Source organism: Rhizobium sp. BK275 (assembly GCF_014193555.1).
Classification (GTDB): domain Bacteria; phylum Pseudomonadota; class Alphaproteobacteria; order Rhizobiales; family Rhizobiaceae; genus Rhizobium.
The window spans coordinates 15,341-30,386 of sequence record NZ_JACHZL010000011.1; the positions used below are offsets into that span (position 1 = coordinate 15,341).

Annotated in this window: 14 protein-coding genes; 7 read left to right on the plus strand and 7 right to left on the minus strand. The window is 61.6% G+C overall.

Annotated elements, in window-relative coordinates; translation table 11 throughout:
- Positions 1 to 122 precede the first annotated feature (122 nt).
- The 6 genes from FHT82_RS28060 to FHT82_RS28085 all read right to left on the minus strand — a co-directional run bounded on the left by FHT82_RS28060 (position 123) and on the right by FHT82_RS28085 (position 5,330).
- Positions 123 to 800, minus strand: a complete 678-nt coding sequence (locus FHT82_RS28060; protein WP_183735986.1) for a YoaK family protein — start codon at positions 798 to 800, stop codon at positions 123 to 125.
- 185 nt (positions 801 to 985) lie between these two features.
- The gene (locus FHT82_RS28065) at positions 986 to 1,807 is read right to left on the minus strand and encodes an alpha/beta hydrolase (protein ID WP_183735987.1); all 822 of its coding nucleotides are present in this window, start codon (positions 1,805 to 1,807) and stop codon (positions 986 to 988) included.
- A 128-nt stretch (positions 1,808 to 1,935) separates the two neighbouring features.
- The gene (locus tag FHT82_RS28070) at positions 1,936 to 2,364 is read right to left on the minus strand and encodes a DoxX family protein (RefSeq protein WP_183735988.1); all 429 of its coding nucleotides are present in this window, start codon (positions 2,362 to 2,364) and stop codon (positions 1,936 to 1,938) included.
- Positions 2,365 to 2,375: 11 nt separating this feature from the next.
- Positions 2,376 to 4,259, minus strand: a complete 1,884-nt coding sequence (locus FHT82_RS28075; RefSeq protein WP_183735989.1) for an amidohydrolase — start codon at positions 4,257 to 4,259, stop codon at positions 2,376 to 2,378.
- Positions 4,260 to 4,287: 28 nt separating this feature from the next.
- Complete coding sequence (locus tag FHT82_RS28080; protein WP_183735990.1) at positions 4,288 to 4,572, minus strand: XapX domain-containing protein; 285 nt, start codon at positions 4,570 to 4,572, stop codon at positions 4,288 to 4,290.
- Positions 4,573 to 4,640: 68 nt separating this feature from the next.
- On the minus strand, positions 4,641 to 5,330 hold the full coding sequence (locus FHT82_RS28085) for a hydrolase (protein ID WP_183735991.1): 690 nt from the start codon (positions 5,328 to 5,330) through the stop codon (positions 4,641 to 4,643).
- A 320-nt stretch (positions 5,331 to 5,650) separates the two neighbouring features.
- Between FHT82_RS28085 and FHT82_RS28090 the strand changes: the two genes are divergently transcribed.
- The 5 genes from FHT82_RS28090 (at position 5,651) to FHT82_RS28110 (ending at position 13,029) form a co-directional block, all read left to right on the plus strand.
- Positions 5,651 to 6,133 carry a VOC family protein gene (locus FHT82_RS28090; protein WP_183735992.1) on the plus strand — a complete coding sequence of 161 codons (483 nt, stop codon included), beginning with the start codon at positions 5,651 to 5,653 and terminating at the stop codon, positions 6,131 to 6,133.
- Between the two features lie 175 nt (positions 6,134 to 6,308).
- Complete coding sequence (locus FHT82_RS28095) at positions 6,309 to 7,112, plus strand: AraC family transcriptional regulator (protein WP_348647670.1); 804 nt, start codon at positions 6,309 to 6,311, stop codon at positions 7,110 to 7,112.
- 264 nt (positions 7,113 to 7,376) lie between these two features.
- Positions 7,377 to 8,600 carry an efflux RND transporter periplasmic adaptor subunit gene (locus FHT82_RS28100; protein WP_183735994.1) on the plus strand — a complete coding sequence of 408 codons (1,224 nt, stop codon included), beginning with the start codon at positions 7,377 to 7,379 and terminating at the stop codon, positions 8,598 to 8,600.
- Positions 8,597 to 11,749 carry an efflux RND transporter permease subunit gene (locus FHT82_RS28105; RefSeq protein ID WP_183735995.1) on the plus strand — a complete coding sequence of 1,051 codons (3,153 nt, stop codon included), beginning with the start codon at positions 8,597 to 8,599 and terminating at the stop codon, positions 11,747 to 11,749. The genes FHT82_RS28100 and FHT82_RS28105 overlap by 4 nt, the downstream gene beginning before the upstream one ends.
- Positions 11,750 to 12,030: 281 nt before the next feature.
- Positions 12,031 to 13,029 (plus strand): flagellin, encoded by a 999-nt coding sequence (locus FHT82_RS28110; protein WP_183735996.1) that lies wholly within the window; start codon positions 12,031 to 12,033, stop codon positions 13,027 to 13,029.
- A 74-nt stretch (positions 13,030 to 13,103) separates the two neighbouring features.
- Here FHT82_RS28110 and FHT82_RS28115 read toward each other — a convergent pair whose 3' ends face one another.
- Entirely contained in the window at positions 13,104 to 13,691 is a 588-nt protein-coding gene (locus FHT82_RS28115) for an NAD(P)H-dependent oxidoreductase (RefSeq protein ID WP_183735997.1), read from the minus strand.
- 77 nt (positions 13,692 to 13,768) lie between these two features.
- Here FHT82_RS28115 and FHT82_RS28120 point away from each other — a divergent pair, with 77 nt between their 5' ends.
- Entirely contained in the window at positions 13,769 to 14,179 is a 411-nt protein-coding gene (locus tag FHT82_RS28120; RefSeq protein ID WP_183735998.1) for a helix-turn-helix domain-containing protein, read from the plus strand.
- A gap of 164 nt (positions 14,180 to 14,343) precedes the next feature.
- A complete protein-coding gene (locus FHT82_RS28125; protein ID WP_183735999.1) occupies positions 14,344 to 15,009 on the plus strand; it encodes an OmpA family protein in 666 nt (221 codons plus the stop codon).
- Positions 15,010 to 15,046: the final 37 nt, after the last annotated feature.

Consider the following 15,046-nt stretch of genomic DNA (forward strand, 5'->3'; position numbering starts at 1 on the left):
ATTCGGGAGGGAAAGACCAGAAAGTTGTTCTGCTTTCATTCCCAGCGGCTCAGCTATCCTCAAGTCCTTGTTTTACACACGTCGTCATAGCAAAACCGCTGCATCGTTATGCGCGGGATACTTCAGGCAGTTTTCGGACCGGCGAAGGCGAGGCAAACCGAAACCAGCGCAAGGAGCGGCGGCAGAGCAAAACACCAGGTGCCGACCGTGGCATACAGCAGGGCGGCAAGGCCGCAGCCGAGCGCGAAGGCGAAAACGGCGACCACCATGTGCGACAGGCGGCCCTTTACAGGCTTTGCCTGATCGCCGGCGCTGCCATGGGCGAGGTCGGCGAGGTCGATCATGATCTGTGTCGTGGTGCCGGTCATCAGCGTGCTCGGCGGTGAGGCGCCGAGATGGATGCGGTGGGCGGCGTTCTGGATCGCCATGGCGATGACGAGCAGCATGCCGGTTGCGACCAGCGGCAGTCCATCGGGATTGGCGAAGGGGGAAAGCCAGATGGCGCAGGCGCCGCCGGCAATCAGAAAGAGAAGCTTTATGACGAGCAGGATGCGCAGGCCCTTCTCGTCGCCGGGCGGCACATTGTGCGTGAGGTAGCGCAGCAGGAGGATCGTCAGGCAGAAGACGGGCAGCGCCAGAAGCTTGGCGATGATGCCCGTCGTGCCGTGAGTCAGCGCTGCACCCAATGTCACGAAGTTGCCGGTGACATGGGCGGGGAAGAGGCCGCCGAGCGCCAGGAAACCGGCGGTATCGACATAACCGCCGGTAAGGCTCAGGAGTACGGGCAGGGCTGGGCGCATCGTTTTTTCCCTTTGTAAGCCGCTCGGTTCATTCCGCCGCGACGGCGCGGATGTCGGCAATATGGCTGCCGCGGAATTCCCCTATGGCAATGTCCGCGTTGCTTGAAGCGGCTCGGACCTGGATGGTGTCGCAGGAGGCGCCAAGAGCGGCGGGCAGCTCTCGCCGCTCTTGGCGCGTCGGATGCTTAGGCCTTGATGAAGGCGAGGACGTCGGCGTTGAACTTGTCGGCTTCGGTCTGGGCGAGGCCGTGCGGGGCGCCCGGATAGACCTTCAGCGTGCCGTTTTTCAGAAGCTTGATGCCCTTTTCGGCAGCGGCCTTGATCGGCACGATCTGGTCGTCATCGCCGTGGATGAGCAGGGCCGGAACGTCGATCTTCCTGAGGTCTTCGCTGTAATCGACCTCGGAGAATTCATGGATGCAATCGTAATGGCCCTTGATGCCGCCGGCCATGCCCATCAGCCAGAAGGTTTCGCGCAGGCCTTCGTTGACCTTGGCGCCGTCGCGGTTGAAGCCGTAGAAGGGGATGGTGAGGTCGCGGTAGAATTGCGAGCGGTCGCCGGCCGTGCCCTTGCGGATGCCGTCGAAGACTTCGATCGGCGTGCCCTCGGGATTAGCAGGCGTCTTCAGCATGAGCGGTGGAACGGCGCCGACGAGCACGACCTTGGCGACGCGGTTCGTGCCATGGCGGCCGATATAATGGGCGACTTCGCCGCCGCCGGTGGAATGGCCGATCATGATCAGGTTCTTGAGGTCGAGCTTCTCGATGAGCTCGGCGAGGTCATCGGCATACTGATCCATATTGTTGCCGTTCCACGGTTGGGAGGACTTGCCGTGTCCGCGGCGGTCATGGGCGATGACGCGGTAGCCCTGCTGGGCAAAGTAGAGCATCTGGACTTCCCAGGCATCGCCCGACAGAGGCCAACCGTGGGAGAAGAGGATCGGCTGGCCGTTGCCCCAATCCTGGTAATAAATCGTCGTTCCGTCCTTGGTGGTGATCGTCGGCATTGAATTTGTCCTATGCTGGGGTTGGGAGGATCTGTGCCCTGAGGCGGATGGGTTGCAGCGTGGTGCTGACACGGTCAGAAAACATGTTTGCAGGGGTCAGCGGAAGCGATGCTTTGGTGCAGGTTGCCCTATGCTTTTTCCCTGAGATCGAGCCAGGCGGCGAGCAGGAAGCCGCCGACGAGGCCCAGATGTTCAAAGAAGGAATTGGCTGCCATGAAGCGCTCCATTCCCTGAGGCAATTCCCAGAAACGCAGGGCCAGGAAGGTGGCCATCAGCGTGAAGGAGCCGAGGGCGAGCGCGCCCAGCCATCGAAAAAAGCCGGTGAGAATCATAAGTGAGGCTGCAAGCTCGATGATGATGACGATCACCGCGAAGACCGGTGCGGGCGATAGGCCGAAATGGGTCATTTCGCCGATCGCGCCCGGAAAATCCGTGAGCTTGTTGAGGCCGCCCTGCAGATAGGCGGCGCAGAGGCCGAGATAGGCGATGAAGCGCATCCACGGCGCGCCGAAGAGAGGACGGGCGAGGGACGCAAGTTGGATTTCAAGGGCATGCATCGGATCGATCCTCAGACGGCCCAGCAGGCGCAGCCGAGCGCACCCCAGAAGCTCTTGAGATCGGAGACCGGCGCCTTCGAGCCCCAGGCATTGGCGTGGGCATGGCCGTGGACGTTGCAATCATTGGCGCAGCCGCAGGACGAGATCAGGCGATGCAGCGAGTTCTTGCCGGCACCTTCGGGTTCGCCCCAGGCGGCATAGCCTTTGAAGCTGCGCACCGGCGACCAGTCCGGCATGGCCGGTGGAACCGGGTTTTCATCGAGGCTCGCGAAAGTGCCTGATCCATAGACGATCTTGCCGCCAACCATGGTCAGCTCCGACGTGAGGAAGGAGATCTCCTCTTCGGCGCAGGCGAAGAAATCCTTGTCCGGCACGATGAGATCGGCGAACTGGCCCTTCTCGATGCGCCCCTTCTTGCCTTGCTCGTTGGAGAACCAGGTGACGTTTTCCGTCCACATGCGCAGCGCCGTCTCGCGGTCGAGGCAGTTGCGGCGCGGATAGATCGCCATGCCGCCGACGGTGCGGCCCGTGATCATCCAGGAGAGCGAAACCCAGGGATTAAAGGAGGCGACGCGGGTCGCATCGGTGCCGGCGGAAACCTTGACGCCCTTTTCCAGCATGCGAGCGACGGGCGGGGTGGCTTCGGCCGCACCGACACCATAGCGCTCGACGAAATATTCGCCCTGATAGGCCATGCGGTGCTGCACGGCGATGCCGCCGCCAAGCGCTGCGATACGGTCGATCGACTGTTCGGAAATCGTCTCGGCATGATCGAAGAACCAGTTGAGGCCTTCGAGCGGGATATCCTGATTGACCTTTTCGAACACATCGAGCGCGCGGCTGATCGTCTCGTCATAGGTGGCGTGCAGGCGCCAGGGCCAGCGGTTTTGCGCAAGCACCCGCACGACCTCTTCCAGCTCGCCTTCCATTTCCGGCGGCATGTCGGGGCGCGGCTGTCGGAAATCCTCGAAATCGGCAGCGGAAAAGACCAACATTTCGCCAGCGCCATTGTGGCGGAAATAGTCGTTACCCTGTTTGTATTTCACCGAAGCGGTCCAGTTCAGGAAGTCTTCCTTCTCCTGCCTCGGCTTCTGGGTGAAGAGATTATAGGCGAGACGCACGGTCATCTGGCCTTCGTCGGCGAGCTTCTGGATGACGGCATAGTCATCGGGATAGTTCTGGAAGCCGCCGCCGGCATCGATGACGCCTGTTACCCCGAGGCGGTTCAGCTCACGCATGAAATGGCGGGTGGAATTGACCTGATAGTCGAAGGGCAGCTTCGGTCCCTTTGATAGCGTCGCGTAGAGAATGCCGGCATTGGGCTTGGCGAGCAGCAGGCCGGTCGGATTGCCATTTGCATCGCGGGTGATTTCGCCGCCGGGTGGATTCGGGGTGTCCTTGGTGTAGCCGACGGCGCGCAGAGCTGCGCCGTTTAGGAGCGCTCGGTCATAGAGGTGCAGGATGAAGACAGGGGTGTCGGGGGCGACCGCATTGATTTCGTCGATGGTCGGCAGGCGCTTTTCGGCGAACTGATGTTCAGTGAAACCGCCGACGACGCGCACCCATTGCGGCGGTGGCGTGATCGCCACCTGGCGCTTCAGCATGTCCATCGCGTCAGCCAGCGAGCGCACACCGTCCCAGCGGAGCTCCATATTGAAGTTCAAGCCGCCTCTGATGACGTGGGTATGGTTGTCTATGAGGCCGGGAAGCACGCGCTTGCCCTTGAGATCGACGATCTTTGTATTCGGTCCCTTGAGCGCCATGATCTCGGCGTCGTGGCCGACGGCCAAGAGCTTCCCGTCCTTGACCGCGACGGCACTCGCGGCCGGATTGGAGCGGTCGAGCGTTGTGATCAGGCCGTGATGCAGGATGAGGTCGGCGGTCGTATTTTCCATAATCTTCGTCCTCGAGCGAGAGCGGGTATCAGACCTTGTCGGAAGGCTTGATGGCGGCGGCCTTGATCTCTGAGAGCTGGCCGCCCTTCGGCAGGTGACCGAACATGTGCGGCTTGATCTGGTTCAGCCACGAAACAGCCGCCGGCTCCTTGTTGATCAGCGTTTTGGCGAACGGGATGACCTGCTCGCCGACGAGGATGCCGAGCAGGCCGACGAGCGCGATGACCGGCGGGGCCGGCGAGCGGACGTTGAGCAGGCTGTAGACGATGCCGACGAGAAGGCCGGCTCCGAGGGAGAGCAGATAGATTTTCATGGTGTCCTCGATTCATTTCGGCATGCAGTGGTGGGCGGAAGCGGGCGCGCCGCTTCCGCCGATCAAGCTCACTTGGCAGGGTTCGGGCCGATGCGCTCGCCATGCTTGACGCGCTCGGGCGCCTTGTGGACATGGGTGTAGGCGTAATCGACGCCCATGCCGTAGGCACCGGAATGTTCCTTCACGATAGCGGTCACGGCGTCGTAGGTTTCGCGGCGTGCCCAGTCGCGCTGCCATTCCAAGAGCACTTGCTGCCAGGTGACGGGAACGCAGCCGGCCTGAACCATGCGGTCCATGGCGTATTTATGCGCATCGGCAGAGGTGCCGCCCGAGGCATCGGCGACCATGTAGATCTCATAGTCGGTGTCGTGCATGCAGGAGAGTGCGAAGGTGGTGTTGCAGACTTCCGTCCAGAGGCCTGAAACGACGACCTTCTTGCGGCCGTTGGCGGCATTCTTCGCCAGGGCGTCACGGACGTTCTGGTCATCCCAGGAGTTCATCGAGGAGCGTTCGAGAATCGTGTTTTCGGGGAAGACGGCGAGCAATTCCGGATAAGTGTTGCCGGAGAAGGCCTCGGTTTCGACCGTGGTGATTGATGTCGGCACCTTGAAGGTCTTGGCGGCCTTGGCGAGGCCGACGACATTATTCTTCAAAGTCTGGCGGTCGATGGATTGCACGCCGAAGGCCATCTGCGGCTGCTGGTCGATGAAGATCAGCTGGCTGTTCTGGGGTGTGAGGACTTCAAGATATTTGGACACTATCGTTCTCCCTGGTCATGAGGCCTTGAAGGCAGGAATTGGACCGCCGAGCGCCCGCTATCGGAGCTTGCGGGCATCGGCCGGCATCGCTTTCCCGCAAGTGCAGGGGCGCGAATTGACGGCGAACCTACTTGGCAAAAGCCAAATCAGATTGTTGGTTCTGACCCTCTTTTGTCGAAAATTGCTCTCGGTTGCGGAGATATGCGGGAAGCCCCTGAGAGACCGGAAAGGGAGCCCAAAAAATATTGTGGTGCCTTGTCGGCATGGGCAGAGTTCACGCGTCCTAGAGGAGTGAACGACGACCAAAAGGAGGATGTTTCATGGTCAAGGTCATCTCGCATCTCTGGTTTGCCGAAGGCGCCCGCGAGGCGGTCGAATTCTATGTCTCGCTCGTTCCCAATTCCTCGATCGGTGAGATCACCATCGTACCGGCGGAAACGCCAAGCGGCCCTCCCGGCAGCGTGGAGATCATCCAGTTCACGCTCGGCGGGCAAAGCTTCGTCGCCATGCGGGCCGGACCGTTCGAACCGTTCAATCATGCCTACTCGATACAGGTTATCTGCGAAGATCAGGCGGAGCTCGACCGCATCTGGGATGGTTTTCTTGCCAATGGCGGGACGACCGAACATTGCGGCTGGCTCAGGGATCGCTGGGGTCTTTCCTGGCAGATTGTGCCCAAGGCGCTGGCCGAGATGATGAGCGGCGCGCGCAAAGGCAATGCCAAAAAAATGACCGAGGCGATGCTGCAGATGGTCAAGCTCGATATCGCAACACTGGAAAAGGCGTTCCAGGAAGCAGCCTGAACCTGCGAGGCGGCGTGACCAGAGTGGACGGCAGCTTCGGAGACGGGGCTGCCGTTCAATTCTGTCAGTGGATTTTGAGGGGGAGTGATGTAATTGTGACAGCGGGAGGCAATTTGAAAACGGGGTGATTGAATTGGCGTCTCGGCCACAGATTTCATTGCTTCAGGCCGGTGCGGTGTCGATCGTGCGTGTGCGCAGCAACAGCTCCGATCATGATGAGAGCGGGCCGATTCCCCAGGCGGAGGCTTTCAGCGTCATCGCCCAGCTGAAGCCCTTCGACAATCATCGCCTCTGGCGCCGCGGCAAGCTCGTTCATGACGGCGGCCATCCGGCAGGTGCGCTGGCGATCACCGATCTCGGGGAGGAGTGGCGCTGCCATCATCGCTCCTCCTTCGACAACATGCGTTTCAATATAACCCGGCAGGGGCTTTCCGATTTCAGCTACGAGGCGGGGCGTTCCGGCTTTAACGGGCTCGATTGCGGGCAGGGGCAGCTCGATCCGGTCGTGCAGGGGCTCGCAATGGCACTCCTGCCGGCGCTCAGCCAGCCGGCGCATGCAAGCGCTCTTTTCATCGATCATGTCCTGCTGGCGCTGCAGGCGCATCTGGTGACGCGCTACGGCAAGATCAATCTGCCGGTCGAACGCAGCAGCGGGCTTTCAGCACGCCAGCTCAACATGGCGACGGGGTTCCTCGCCTCGCTGACGGCGCGGGAGGCGACGATATCTGATGTCGCGGCGCAATGCGGGTTGTCGACCAGCTATTTCATCCGCGCCTTCAAGAAATCCACCGGCCGCACGCCGCATCGCTGGCTCATGGAATACCGGGCGGAGAAGGCGCGGCAGATGCTGCTCGGCACGGCCTCCATCGCCGAGATTGCGGTCGCCTGCGGCTTTGCCGACCAGAGCCATCTGACACGGGTCTTCACGGCGCTGCATGGGGTGTCGCCCGGCACGTGGCGGCGGGAGAGGCGTATCTAGGGGACTATTTCTTTTCTTGCGCAGTTCCGGACGCAAAATCGCTGCACATTTCCGCTGGAACGGCTCCCCGGCATCGCTCAAGTAAAAGTGAGCGGGCGGGTTATTTTCAATCTTTACTGATATTACAATTCTGTAATGACGGGTGGTTACGCTTGCTGCCGGCCGGGGAAAGGTGCGATATTGTCGCACCTGACGGGACTGGTTGTCCCGCAACGCCTCTTTCGACCGACCCTGGTCTAACCTCGAGTCCCTCCGGAGACGTGAATGCCCTTTTGGAAGCAGTTTTTACTTTGCGTTGTCGTGATTATCGCCGGCTTTGCCGCGTGGGTATACTTTGTGCCCGGCGCGGGCGATACGATGCGCAATGCCGGAATTCCCGACAATCTCGTCTCCATGATCACCCCCAAGGCCAATGAAATGGCCGATGCCGGTGCGCGGCAGGCGCAGGGCGGCGGCCAAGGTCAGGGCGGCCAGGGGCAAGGGCAGGGTCGTCGTAACGGCGGCGAAGGCGGTGGTGGACGCAATGCTTCCGTTCTCGTCGTCACCCAGGCCGTGGTACAGGGCGTCGTCAACGACCGGCTGAACGCGATCGGCACGGGCGACGCGATCCGTTCCGTCGCGGTCACGCCGCAGGCCACCGGCACGATCCGCGAAATCCTCATCAAGTCGGGCGATATGGTGAAGCAGGGTCAGGTTCTCGCCAAGCTCGACAGCGAGGAGCAGGTCATCGCCCAGGGGCAGGCGCAGGTGGCGCTGAACAGCGCGCTCGAGAAATCCAGCCTCTACCACAACATCAAGTCCAGCGTGTCGCGCATGGACGTCTTCGATTCCGAGATCGCCGAACAGAATGCGCGGCTGCAGCTGCAGGCCGCCGAGCTCAATCTCACGCGCCGCAACATCGTCGCGCCCATCGACGGTATCGTCGGCATCGTGCCGGTCAATATCGGCGACAACGTCACGACCTCGACGCCGATCGTGACGCTCGACGACCGCACGGAAATCCTCGTCGACTACTGGGTGCCGGAGCGTTTCGCCAATACGGTTTCTGTCGGCCAGGCGGTCGAGGCAACGTCCGTGGCGCGGCCGGGCAAGATCTTTTCAGGAGTGCTGGAAGCGGTCGACAACCGCATCGACGCGGCAAGCCGCACGCTGCGCCTGCGGGGACGGATCGACAACAGCTCGGACGAGCTGCGCGCCGGCATGTCCTTTGCTGTCAGCATGAAGTTTGCCGGCGATAAATACCCGGCCGTCAACCCGCTCTCCGTGCAGTGGGATGCTCAGGGCTCCTTCGTCTGGCGGGTGACCGACGAGAAGTCGCACAAGGTGCGGGTCACGGTCGTGCAGCGCAATCCGGATTATGTGCTGGTCAAGGCTGACCTTGATGATGGCGACCAGATCGTCACGCAGGGCCTGCAGCGCGTGCGCGAGAACGGCGCTGTGCGTGTGGCGACCGATATCGCCTCTAACGACAAGGTCGCCTCCCAATGAGCGTGACCGAGATCCACCAGGGCAAGCCGGAATCCGGCAAGGCGACCTTCACCGCGCTTTTCGTGCGCCGGCCGATCCTGGCTTTGGTCTTCAACACACTGATGGTGGTTGCCGGCCTTGCGGCCTATGTGGGCGTCGAAGTGCGCGAGCTGCCTGATGTCGACCGGCCGGTCGTGACCGTTCGCACGACCTTCGACGGCGCTTCGCCGCAGACGATCGATCAGGAGCTGACCAAGGTCATCGAAGGCGCGGTCGCGCGCGTCAGCGGCCTCAAATCCATCTCTTCCAGTTCCCAGTTCGGCCAGAGCCGCGTGACGCTGGAATTTTCCGATTCCATCGATCTGGCTGTTGCCGCCAACGACGTGCGCGACGCGATCGGCCGTATCGCCCAGAACCTGCCCGATGAGGCGGATGCGCCGCAGATCGTCAAGGCGGATTCGGATTCCTCGGCGATCATGCGCCTTGCGGTGACGTCGGATACGCTCAACATGGACGATCTGACGCTCCTCGTCGAGAACGAGGTGGTCGACCGTCTGGCCTCTGTCGATGGCGTTGCCGATGTCGAGGAATACGGCGATCAGGAAAAGGTCTTCCGCGTCGACGTCGATCAGGGCGCGCTTGCAAGCCGAGGGCTGACCATCGGCGATCTCACCAAAGCGCTCGACAATGCCGCGCTCGATGTGCCGGCCGGTTCGCTGAAGAGCCCGATGCAGGATATCGTGGTGCGCGCTACCGCCAGCCTGCAGACGCCCGAAGACTTCCAGAATGTCATCCTGCAACACAATGTGCGCCTCGGCGACGTTGCGACCGTCACACTCGGACCGCGCGACGGAGAGACGGCGCTGCGCTCCAACGGCAAGCCGGGCATCGGTCTCGGCATCATTCGTCAGGCACAGTCGAATACGCTGAATATTTCCACCGGCATTCACGCTGCCGTCGACCAGCTTTCGAAGACGCTGCCGAAGGGCACGACGATCGCGATCACCAGCGATGACGCCGTGTTCATCGAGGGGGCGATCCATGAAGTGGTGCTGGCGCTGCTTTTGTCGGCCGTCATCGTCACCGTCGTCATCTATCTCTTCCTGCGCGACTGGCGCGCGACGCTTATCCCGTCGGTTTCGATGCCGGTGGCGCTGATCGGCACGCTTGCCGCGATCTATATGGTCGGCTTCTCGATTAACATCCTGACGCTGCTTGCCATCGTGCTCGCGACCGGTCTCGTGGTCGATGACGCCATCGTCGTGCTCGAAAACATCGTGCGCCGACGCTCGGAGGGCATGGGACCGCGCGCGGCGGCCGTGCTCGGCACGCGCGAAGTCTTCTTCGCCGTCATCGCGACAACGGCCACACTTGCCGCCGTCTTCATTCCGCTGTCCTTCTTGCCGGGGCAGGTGGGTGGTCTTTTCCGCGAATTCGGTTTCGTGCTTGCCTTCTCGGTCGGCTTGTCGTCGATCGTGGCGCTGACGCTATGCCCGATGCTCGCCTCTCGCATGCTGACCAAACCGATGATCGAGGATCATGGATTGCTCGGCCGCTTCGGCGAGGCTTTCGCCGGCCTCTACAAATTGGCGCTGCATGCCTGCCTGAACGCGCCTGTCGTCGTCATCGTCTTCTCACTTATCTTCGGCGGCGCAGCCGTTGTCGCTTTCGGCACGGTCAAGAGCGAACTGACGCCGGAAGAAGACCGCGCCATGGTGATGATGCGGCTGACGACGCCGCAGGGTTCCAGCCTCGAATATACGCGCGACAAGCTGCAGCTCGTGGAGGAATATCTGCAGCCGCTTGTCGACAGCGGCGACATCAGGAACGTCTTCTCGATCTCCGGCCAGGGCGGCGCTTCCAACAGCGGCTTCATGGTGTTGACGCTGGCGCCCTGGGGCGAGCGCCACCGTACGCAGGCCGATATCGTCCGCGACATCAATCAGGCTGCGTCAAAGGTGCCGGCGCTGCGCGGCAATGCGATCTCGTCGAACAGCCTGCGTATTCGCGGCGCCGGCAGCGGTCTGCAGATGGCGCTTGTTGGTAATGATCACGCGGCGCTGACGGCGGCGGCCGCCAAGCTCGTGCAGCAGCTCGATGCCAGCGGCCAGTACGATACGCCACGCCTGACCAACGAACCGTCGCAGGCGCAAGTCTCCGTCGCAATCGATCGTGAACGGGCCTCCGATCTCGGTATCGATATCACCGGGCTTTCGACCGCCATCCAGTCACTGCTCGAGGGACGATCGGTGGTCGATGTCTTCGTCAATGGTGAATCCTATCCGGTGCTTCTGACCTCAACGATGCGGCCGATCGACGATCCGACCGATCTCGAAAACGTCTTCCTGAAGACGGGCGACGGCAAGATCGTGCCGATGTCGGTCATCGCTTCGCTGAAGGAAGGCTCGGTCGCCCCGCAGCTCAACCGCGAACAGCAGCTCGCGTCCGTGGCGATCACCGCCGGCCTCAAGGACGGCATGTCACTCGGCGATGCGGTCAAGAACGTCACGCAGATGGCAGCGCCTTTGCTGCCGCCCGGCGCGCGTCTGCTGCCGCTTGCCGAAGCCGCAACGCTCGAAGAGAATTCCAGCGGCATGGCGCTGACCTTCGGCTTTGCGATCGTCATCATCTTCCTGGTACTGGCGGCCCAGTTCGAGAGCGTCCTGTCGTCGCTGATCATCATGTCGACGGTGCCGCTCGGCCTTGCCTGTGCCGTCTTTGCACTCATCATCACCGGCTCCAGCCTCAACATCTACAGCCAGATCGGCCTCGTGCTGCTTGTCGGCGTGATGGCGAAGAACGGTATTCTGATCGTGGAATTCGCCAACCAGCTGCGTGACCGCGGCGAGGATGTGCGCTCCTCCATCGAGAAGGCCTGCGCGCTTCGCCTGCGCCCGGTCATGATGACGATGATCGCGACCATTCTTGGGGGCGTTCCCCTGGTCTTCGCGCATGGCGCGGGTGCGGAAGCGCGCGTGGCGCTCGGCTGGGTCATCGTCGGCGGCCTCGGCTTTGCGACGCTGGTCACGCTGTTCATCACCCCGGTCGCCTATCTCCTGATCGCCCGCTTCGCCAAGCCGCATGCCCATGAGGAAGCGCGCCTGCACGAAGAAATGACGCATGCGACGCGACCGAAGCCGGATCCGGAGCAGCTTCAGGCTGCCGAGTAGGAGGGCGAACAAGCCTTTTCAATACTTTCGGAGACGCCTGCCGGATCTCTCCGGCAGGCGTTTTTATGGTGTATGAAGTCTTGTGAAATAAGATAAATTACTTCTGAACTTTAGCCGTTTTTTAAGCATAACCGGCAATGATCGCGATCAGTAACCGGCCGGTCTTCCCCAGTTTTTCTGAAGGCCACTGCGCTGATTTCCAGCGACGGCAGACATGAGCGTCCGCTTGATTTCGGTACATCCTGTTGTGTTGCGTCTTGTTGTGTTTTGGAGTTCGTACCGTGAGTATTTATCAGCGCACCTCCGTGGATGCGGCGCTTCATGTGCTGCGTGACATCAATCGGACCATGACGGTGACGCAGAACCATATCACGACCGGTCTGCGTGTCGAAAGATCCAGGGACAACGCTGCCTATTGGTCGGTCGCGACGACGGCGCGTCACGACAACAAGGCACTTTCTGCGGTTCAAGATGCTCTCGGCATGGCTGCCGCCACCATGGGGACGGCGTCCGCCGGCGTCGACAGCGTCATCGATGTCGTCACCGAGATCAAGGCAAAGCTCGTCGCCGCTACGGAGCAGGGCGTCGACAAGACCAAGGTCGGCGAAGAGCTGGAGCAGTTGAAAGCGCAGCTACGCAGCGTTTCCGAAGGCGCGGGCTTCAACAACGACAACTGGATCATTCTCGACAACACCACCACGCCGACGCAGCCGCGCCAGATCCCGGCCTCTTTCATCCGTAATTCGGATGGCACGGTATCCGTCGGCATGCTGAGCTACCATATCGATATCCCGCCGAGCGGTGCGACCTCCTCCAAGGATGCGCGCTATGTGATCGACGACCGGGCAGGCGGCACCGGCGAATATGGCGTGCTGACCTCCGCCTTCTTCGCCACCGAACTCGGCACCGCGCAGACCTGGGTGCTGACGAAGAGCAAGAACGGCAATACGGCCGGCCAGGTGGAAATCGGCCTGACGGCGACGACCAGCAAACAGGACCTGAACGACATGATCAGCGTCGTCGATGCCGCACTCGGACAGCTGACGACCGTCGGGTCTGCCTTCGGCGCACTGGAAAAGCGCATCAGCCTGCAGGACGAATTCGCCAAGAACCTGTCCGACAACCTCACCTCGGGCATCGGCCGCCTCGTCGATGCCGATATGGAGGCGGAATCGAGCAAGCTCAGGGCATTGCAGACCCAGCAGCAGCTCGGCCTGCAGTCACTGAATATTGCCAACGCCTCCTACGACAAGATTCGTCAGCTCTTCCAGAACTTCTAAGGCTGAATTCAAGAACATGACCGCGCGGCAAGCCATGCTCGCCGCGCGGTTTTCTTTTTGGCAAAGCGCAGGCTTCAGGCGGCCTTGGCAGCCATCGTCGCTTTGGCCCACCAGACCAGTTCGTCGAGTGCCGCCTTTGCTGTCGGCAGCAGGTTCGCCTCGATCTCTTCGATCGGCTTGTTGCCGAAGGCCGGATGGATCGCCATGAAGTCGCCGCCGCCGATATGCACGGCACTGCGGGTGGAGACCATATGAAGCTCGACGCCGATCCCACGCAGATGTTCGACCGCGCGCGTGGCGCCCGTGCCGCCATAGCCGATCGCGGTGAACGGCTTGCGCATCCATTCCTTGTAGGCCTGGTCGAGCGCGTTCTTGAGCACGCCGGTGATCGAATGGTTGTATTCGGCGACGACGAAGATATAGCCGTCGAAGCGCCCGATCGTTTCCTGCCAGCGGACCGCTTCCGGATTCTGGCTTGGCATCCAGAAGTTCGACGCCATTTCCTCGAAGAAGGGGAGCGGGTGGTCGCGCAGATCGATCAGCTCGACATCGAGGTCGTCACGCGCCTGAGCCTGTTTCAAAATCCATTGTGCCGGCGCATCGGCGAAACGGGTGGGGCGGGTGGAGCCGATAATAACGGCGATACGGGGCTTAGAATTCAAAGTAACCTCCTGTATGCTGGTTTCCTACGGTAACCAGATTACGAATGGTTTGCGGCGGCGCACAAGGAGGCACTTTATTGAAACCAGATAACCACGAGGAAACCGCTCCCTGTGAAGCCGTCGACGGCTGCGGACAGGTCCGCGCCTGCGATCACATCAGCCGCATGCTGGCGCGCATCAGCGACAAGTGGAGCCTGTTGGTGGTGCGCGTGCTGGGTCACGGTCCGCTCCGCTTCAACGCTCTGCGCCGTGAAGTCGGCGAAATCAGCCAGAAGGTTCTGGCATCGACGCTCAGGGAGCTGGAGGAGAACGGTTTCGTTTCCCGGACCGTCACGCCTACAACGCCGCCGCAGGTCGAATATGCGCTGACGGATCTCGGCCGCGAGTTCCTGGATCCGGTTCGGGGGCTTGCCGAGTGGGTCGTCGCAAACTCCGCACGCATGGACGAGGCGCGGGCGGCCTATGCCAAACGCCGCGGGCTCGATTGAGGCAAGCTCTGCGGTTTGCCAATAAAGCTGGTGATATCGGGGCAGGACTGCAACAGGCCGATGTTTTCCATGGGGAATCTGGCTTATCAGACTGATATCTTCATCTTGTTGCCGCATTCCCTAATATCTGCTCGCACCAGCTTCGAACGGAGAACCTCCTGTCCATGATCAAGAAATTTATCCTTCTGGCCGTTGCGGCGAGTTACCTCTCAGCTTGCACGACGACCGATCCCTATACTGGTGAGCAGAAGGTATCCAATACCGCCGGCGGTGCCGCTCTCGGCGCGCTCGGCGGTGCTCTCGTCGGTGTCGCCGTCGGCGGTGGCGGCCATGGCAAGCGCAATGCCGCGCTGATCGGCGCCGGCATCGGCGCTCTCGCCGGCGGCGCAATCGGCAATTACATGGACCAGCAGGAAGCCGAGCTTCGTGCCCAGCTCGAAGGCACCGGCATTTCCGTCACCCGCCAGGGCGACAACATCATCCTCAACATGCCGTCGAACATCACCTTCGATATCGACCAGGATGCGGTGAAGCCGGGCTTCTACCCGACGCTGAATTCGGTGGCGATCGTGCTGCGCAAGTTCAATCGCACGCTCATCGACATCAACGGTCATACGGACTCCACCGGCAGCCTCCAGCATAACCAGGATCTGTCGGAGCGCCGCGCCTACTCGGTTGCGAGCTACCTGCAGGGCCAGGGCATCGATGGCCGCCGCGTTTCGGCAGTCGGCTTCGGCCCGTCGCAGCCGGTCGCTTCCAATGCGACCGAAGCCGGCCGCGCCCAGAACCGCCGTGTCGAAATCCAGATCGCACCGATCACCCAGGGCTGACCGGAAGCTTTCCAAGCAAGAAGAGGCCAGGTCATTC

What these genes read in the sequence shown, in the direction of transcription:
- FHT82_RS28070 (WP_183735988.1), bottom strand. Translation starts at nt 2,364, where the DNA reads ATGCATGCCCTTGAAATCCAACTTGCGTCCCTCGCCCGTCCTCTCTTC.
- FHT82_RS28060 (WP_183735986.1), bottom strand. Translation starts at nt 800, where the DNA reads ATGCGCCCAGCCCTGCCCGTACTCCTGAGCCTTACCGGCGGTTATGTC.
- FHT82_RS28090 (WP_183735992.1), top strand. Translation starts at nt 5,651, where the DNA reads ATGGTCAAGGTCATCTCGCATCTCTGGTTTGCCGAAGGCGCCCGCGAG.
- FHT82_RS28075 (WP_183735989.1), bottom strand. Translation starts at nt 4,259, where the DNA reads ATGGAAAATACGACCGCCGACCTCATCCTGCATCACGGCCTGATCACA.
- FHT82_RS28065 (WP_183735987.1), bottom strand. Translation starts at nt 1,807, where the DNA reads ATGCCGACGATCACCACCAAGGACGGAACGACGATTTATTACCAGGAT.
- FHT82_RS28125 (WP_183735999.1), top strand. Translation starts at nt 14,344, where the DNA reads ATGATCAAGAAATTTATCCTTCTGGCCGTTGCGGCGAGTTACCTCTCA.
- FHT82_RS28100 (WP_183735994.1), top strand. Translation starts at nt 7,377, where the DNA reads ATGCCCTTTTGGAAGCAGTTTTTACTTTGCGTTGTCGTGATTATCGCC.
- FHT82_RS28080 (WP_183735990.1), bottom strand. Translation starts at nt 4,572, where the DNA reads ATGAAAATCTATCTGCTCTCCCTCGGAGCCGGCCTTCTCGTCGGCATC.
- FHT82_RS28105 (WP_183735995.1), top strand. Translation starts at nt 8,597, where the DNA reads ATGAGCGTGACCGAGATCCACCAGGGCAAGCCGGAATCCGGCAAGGCG.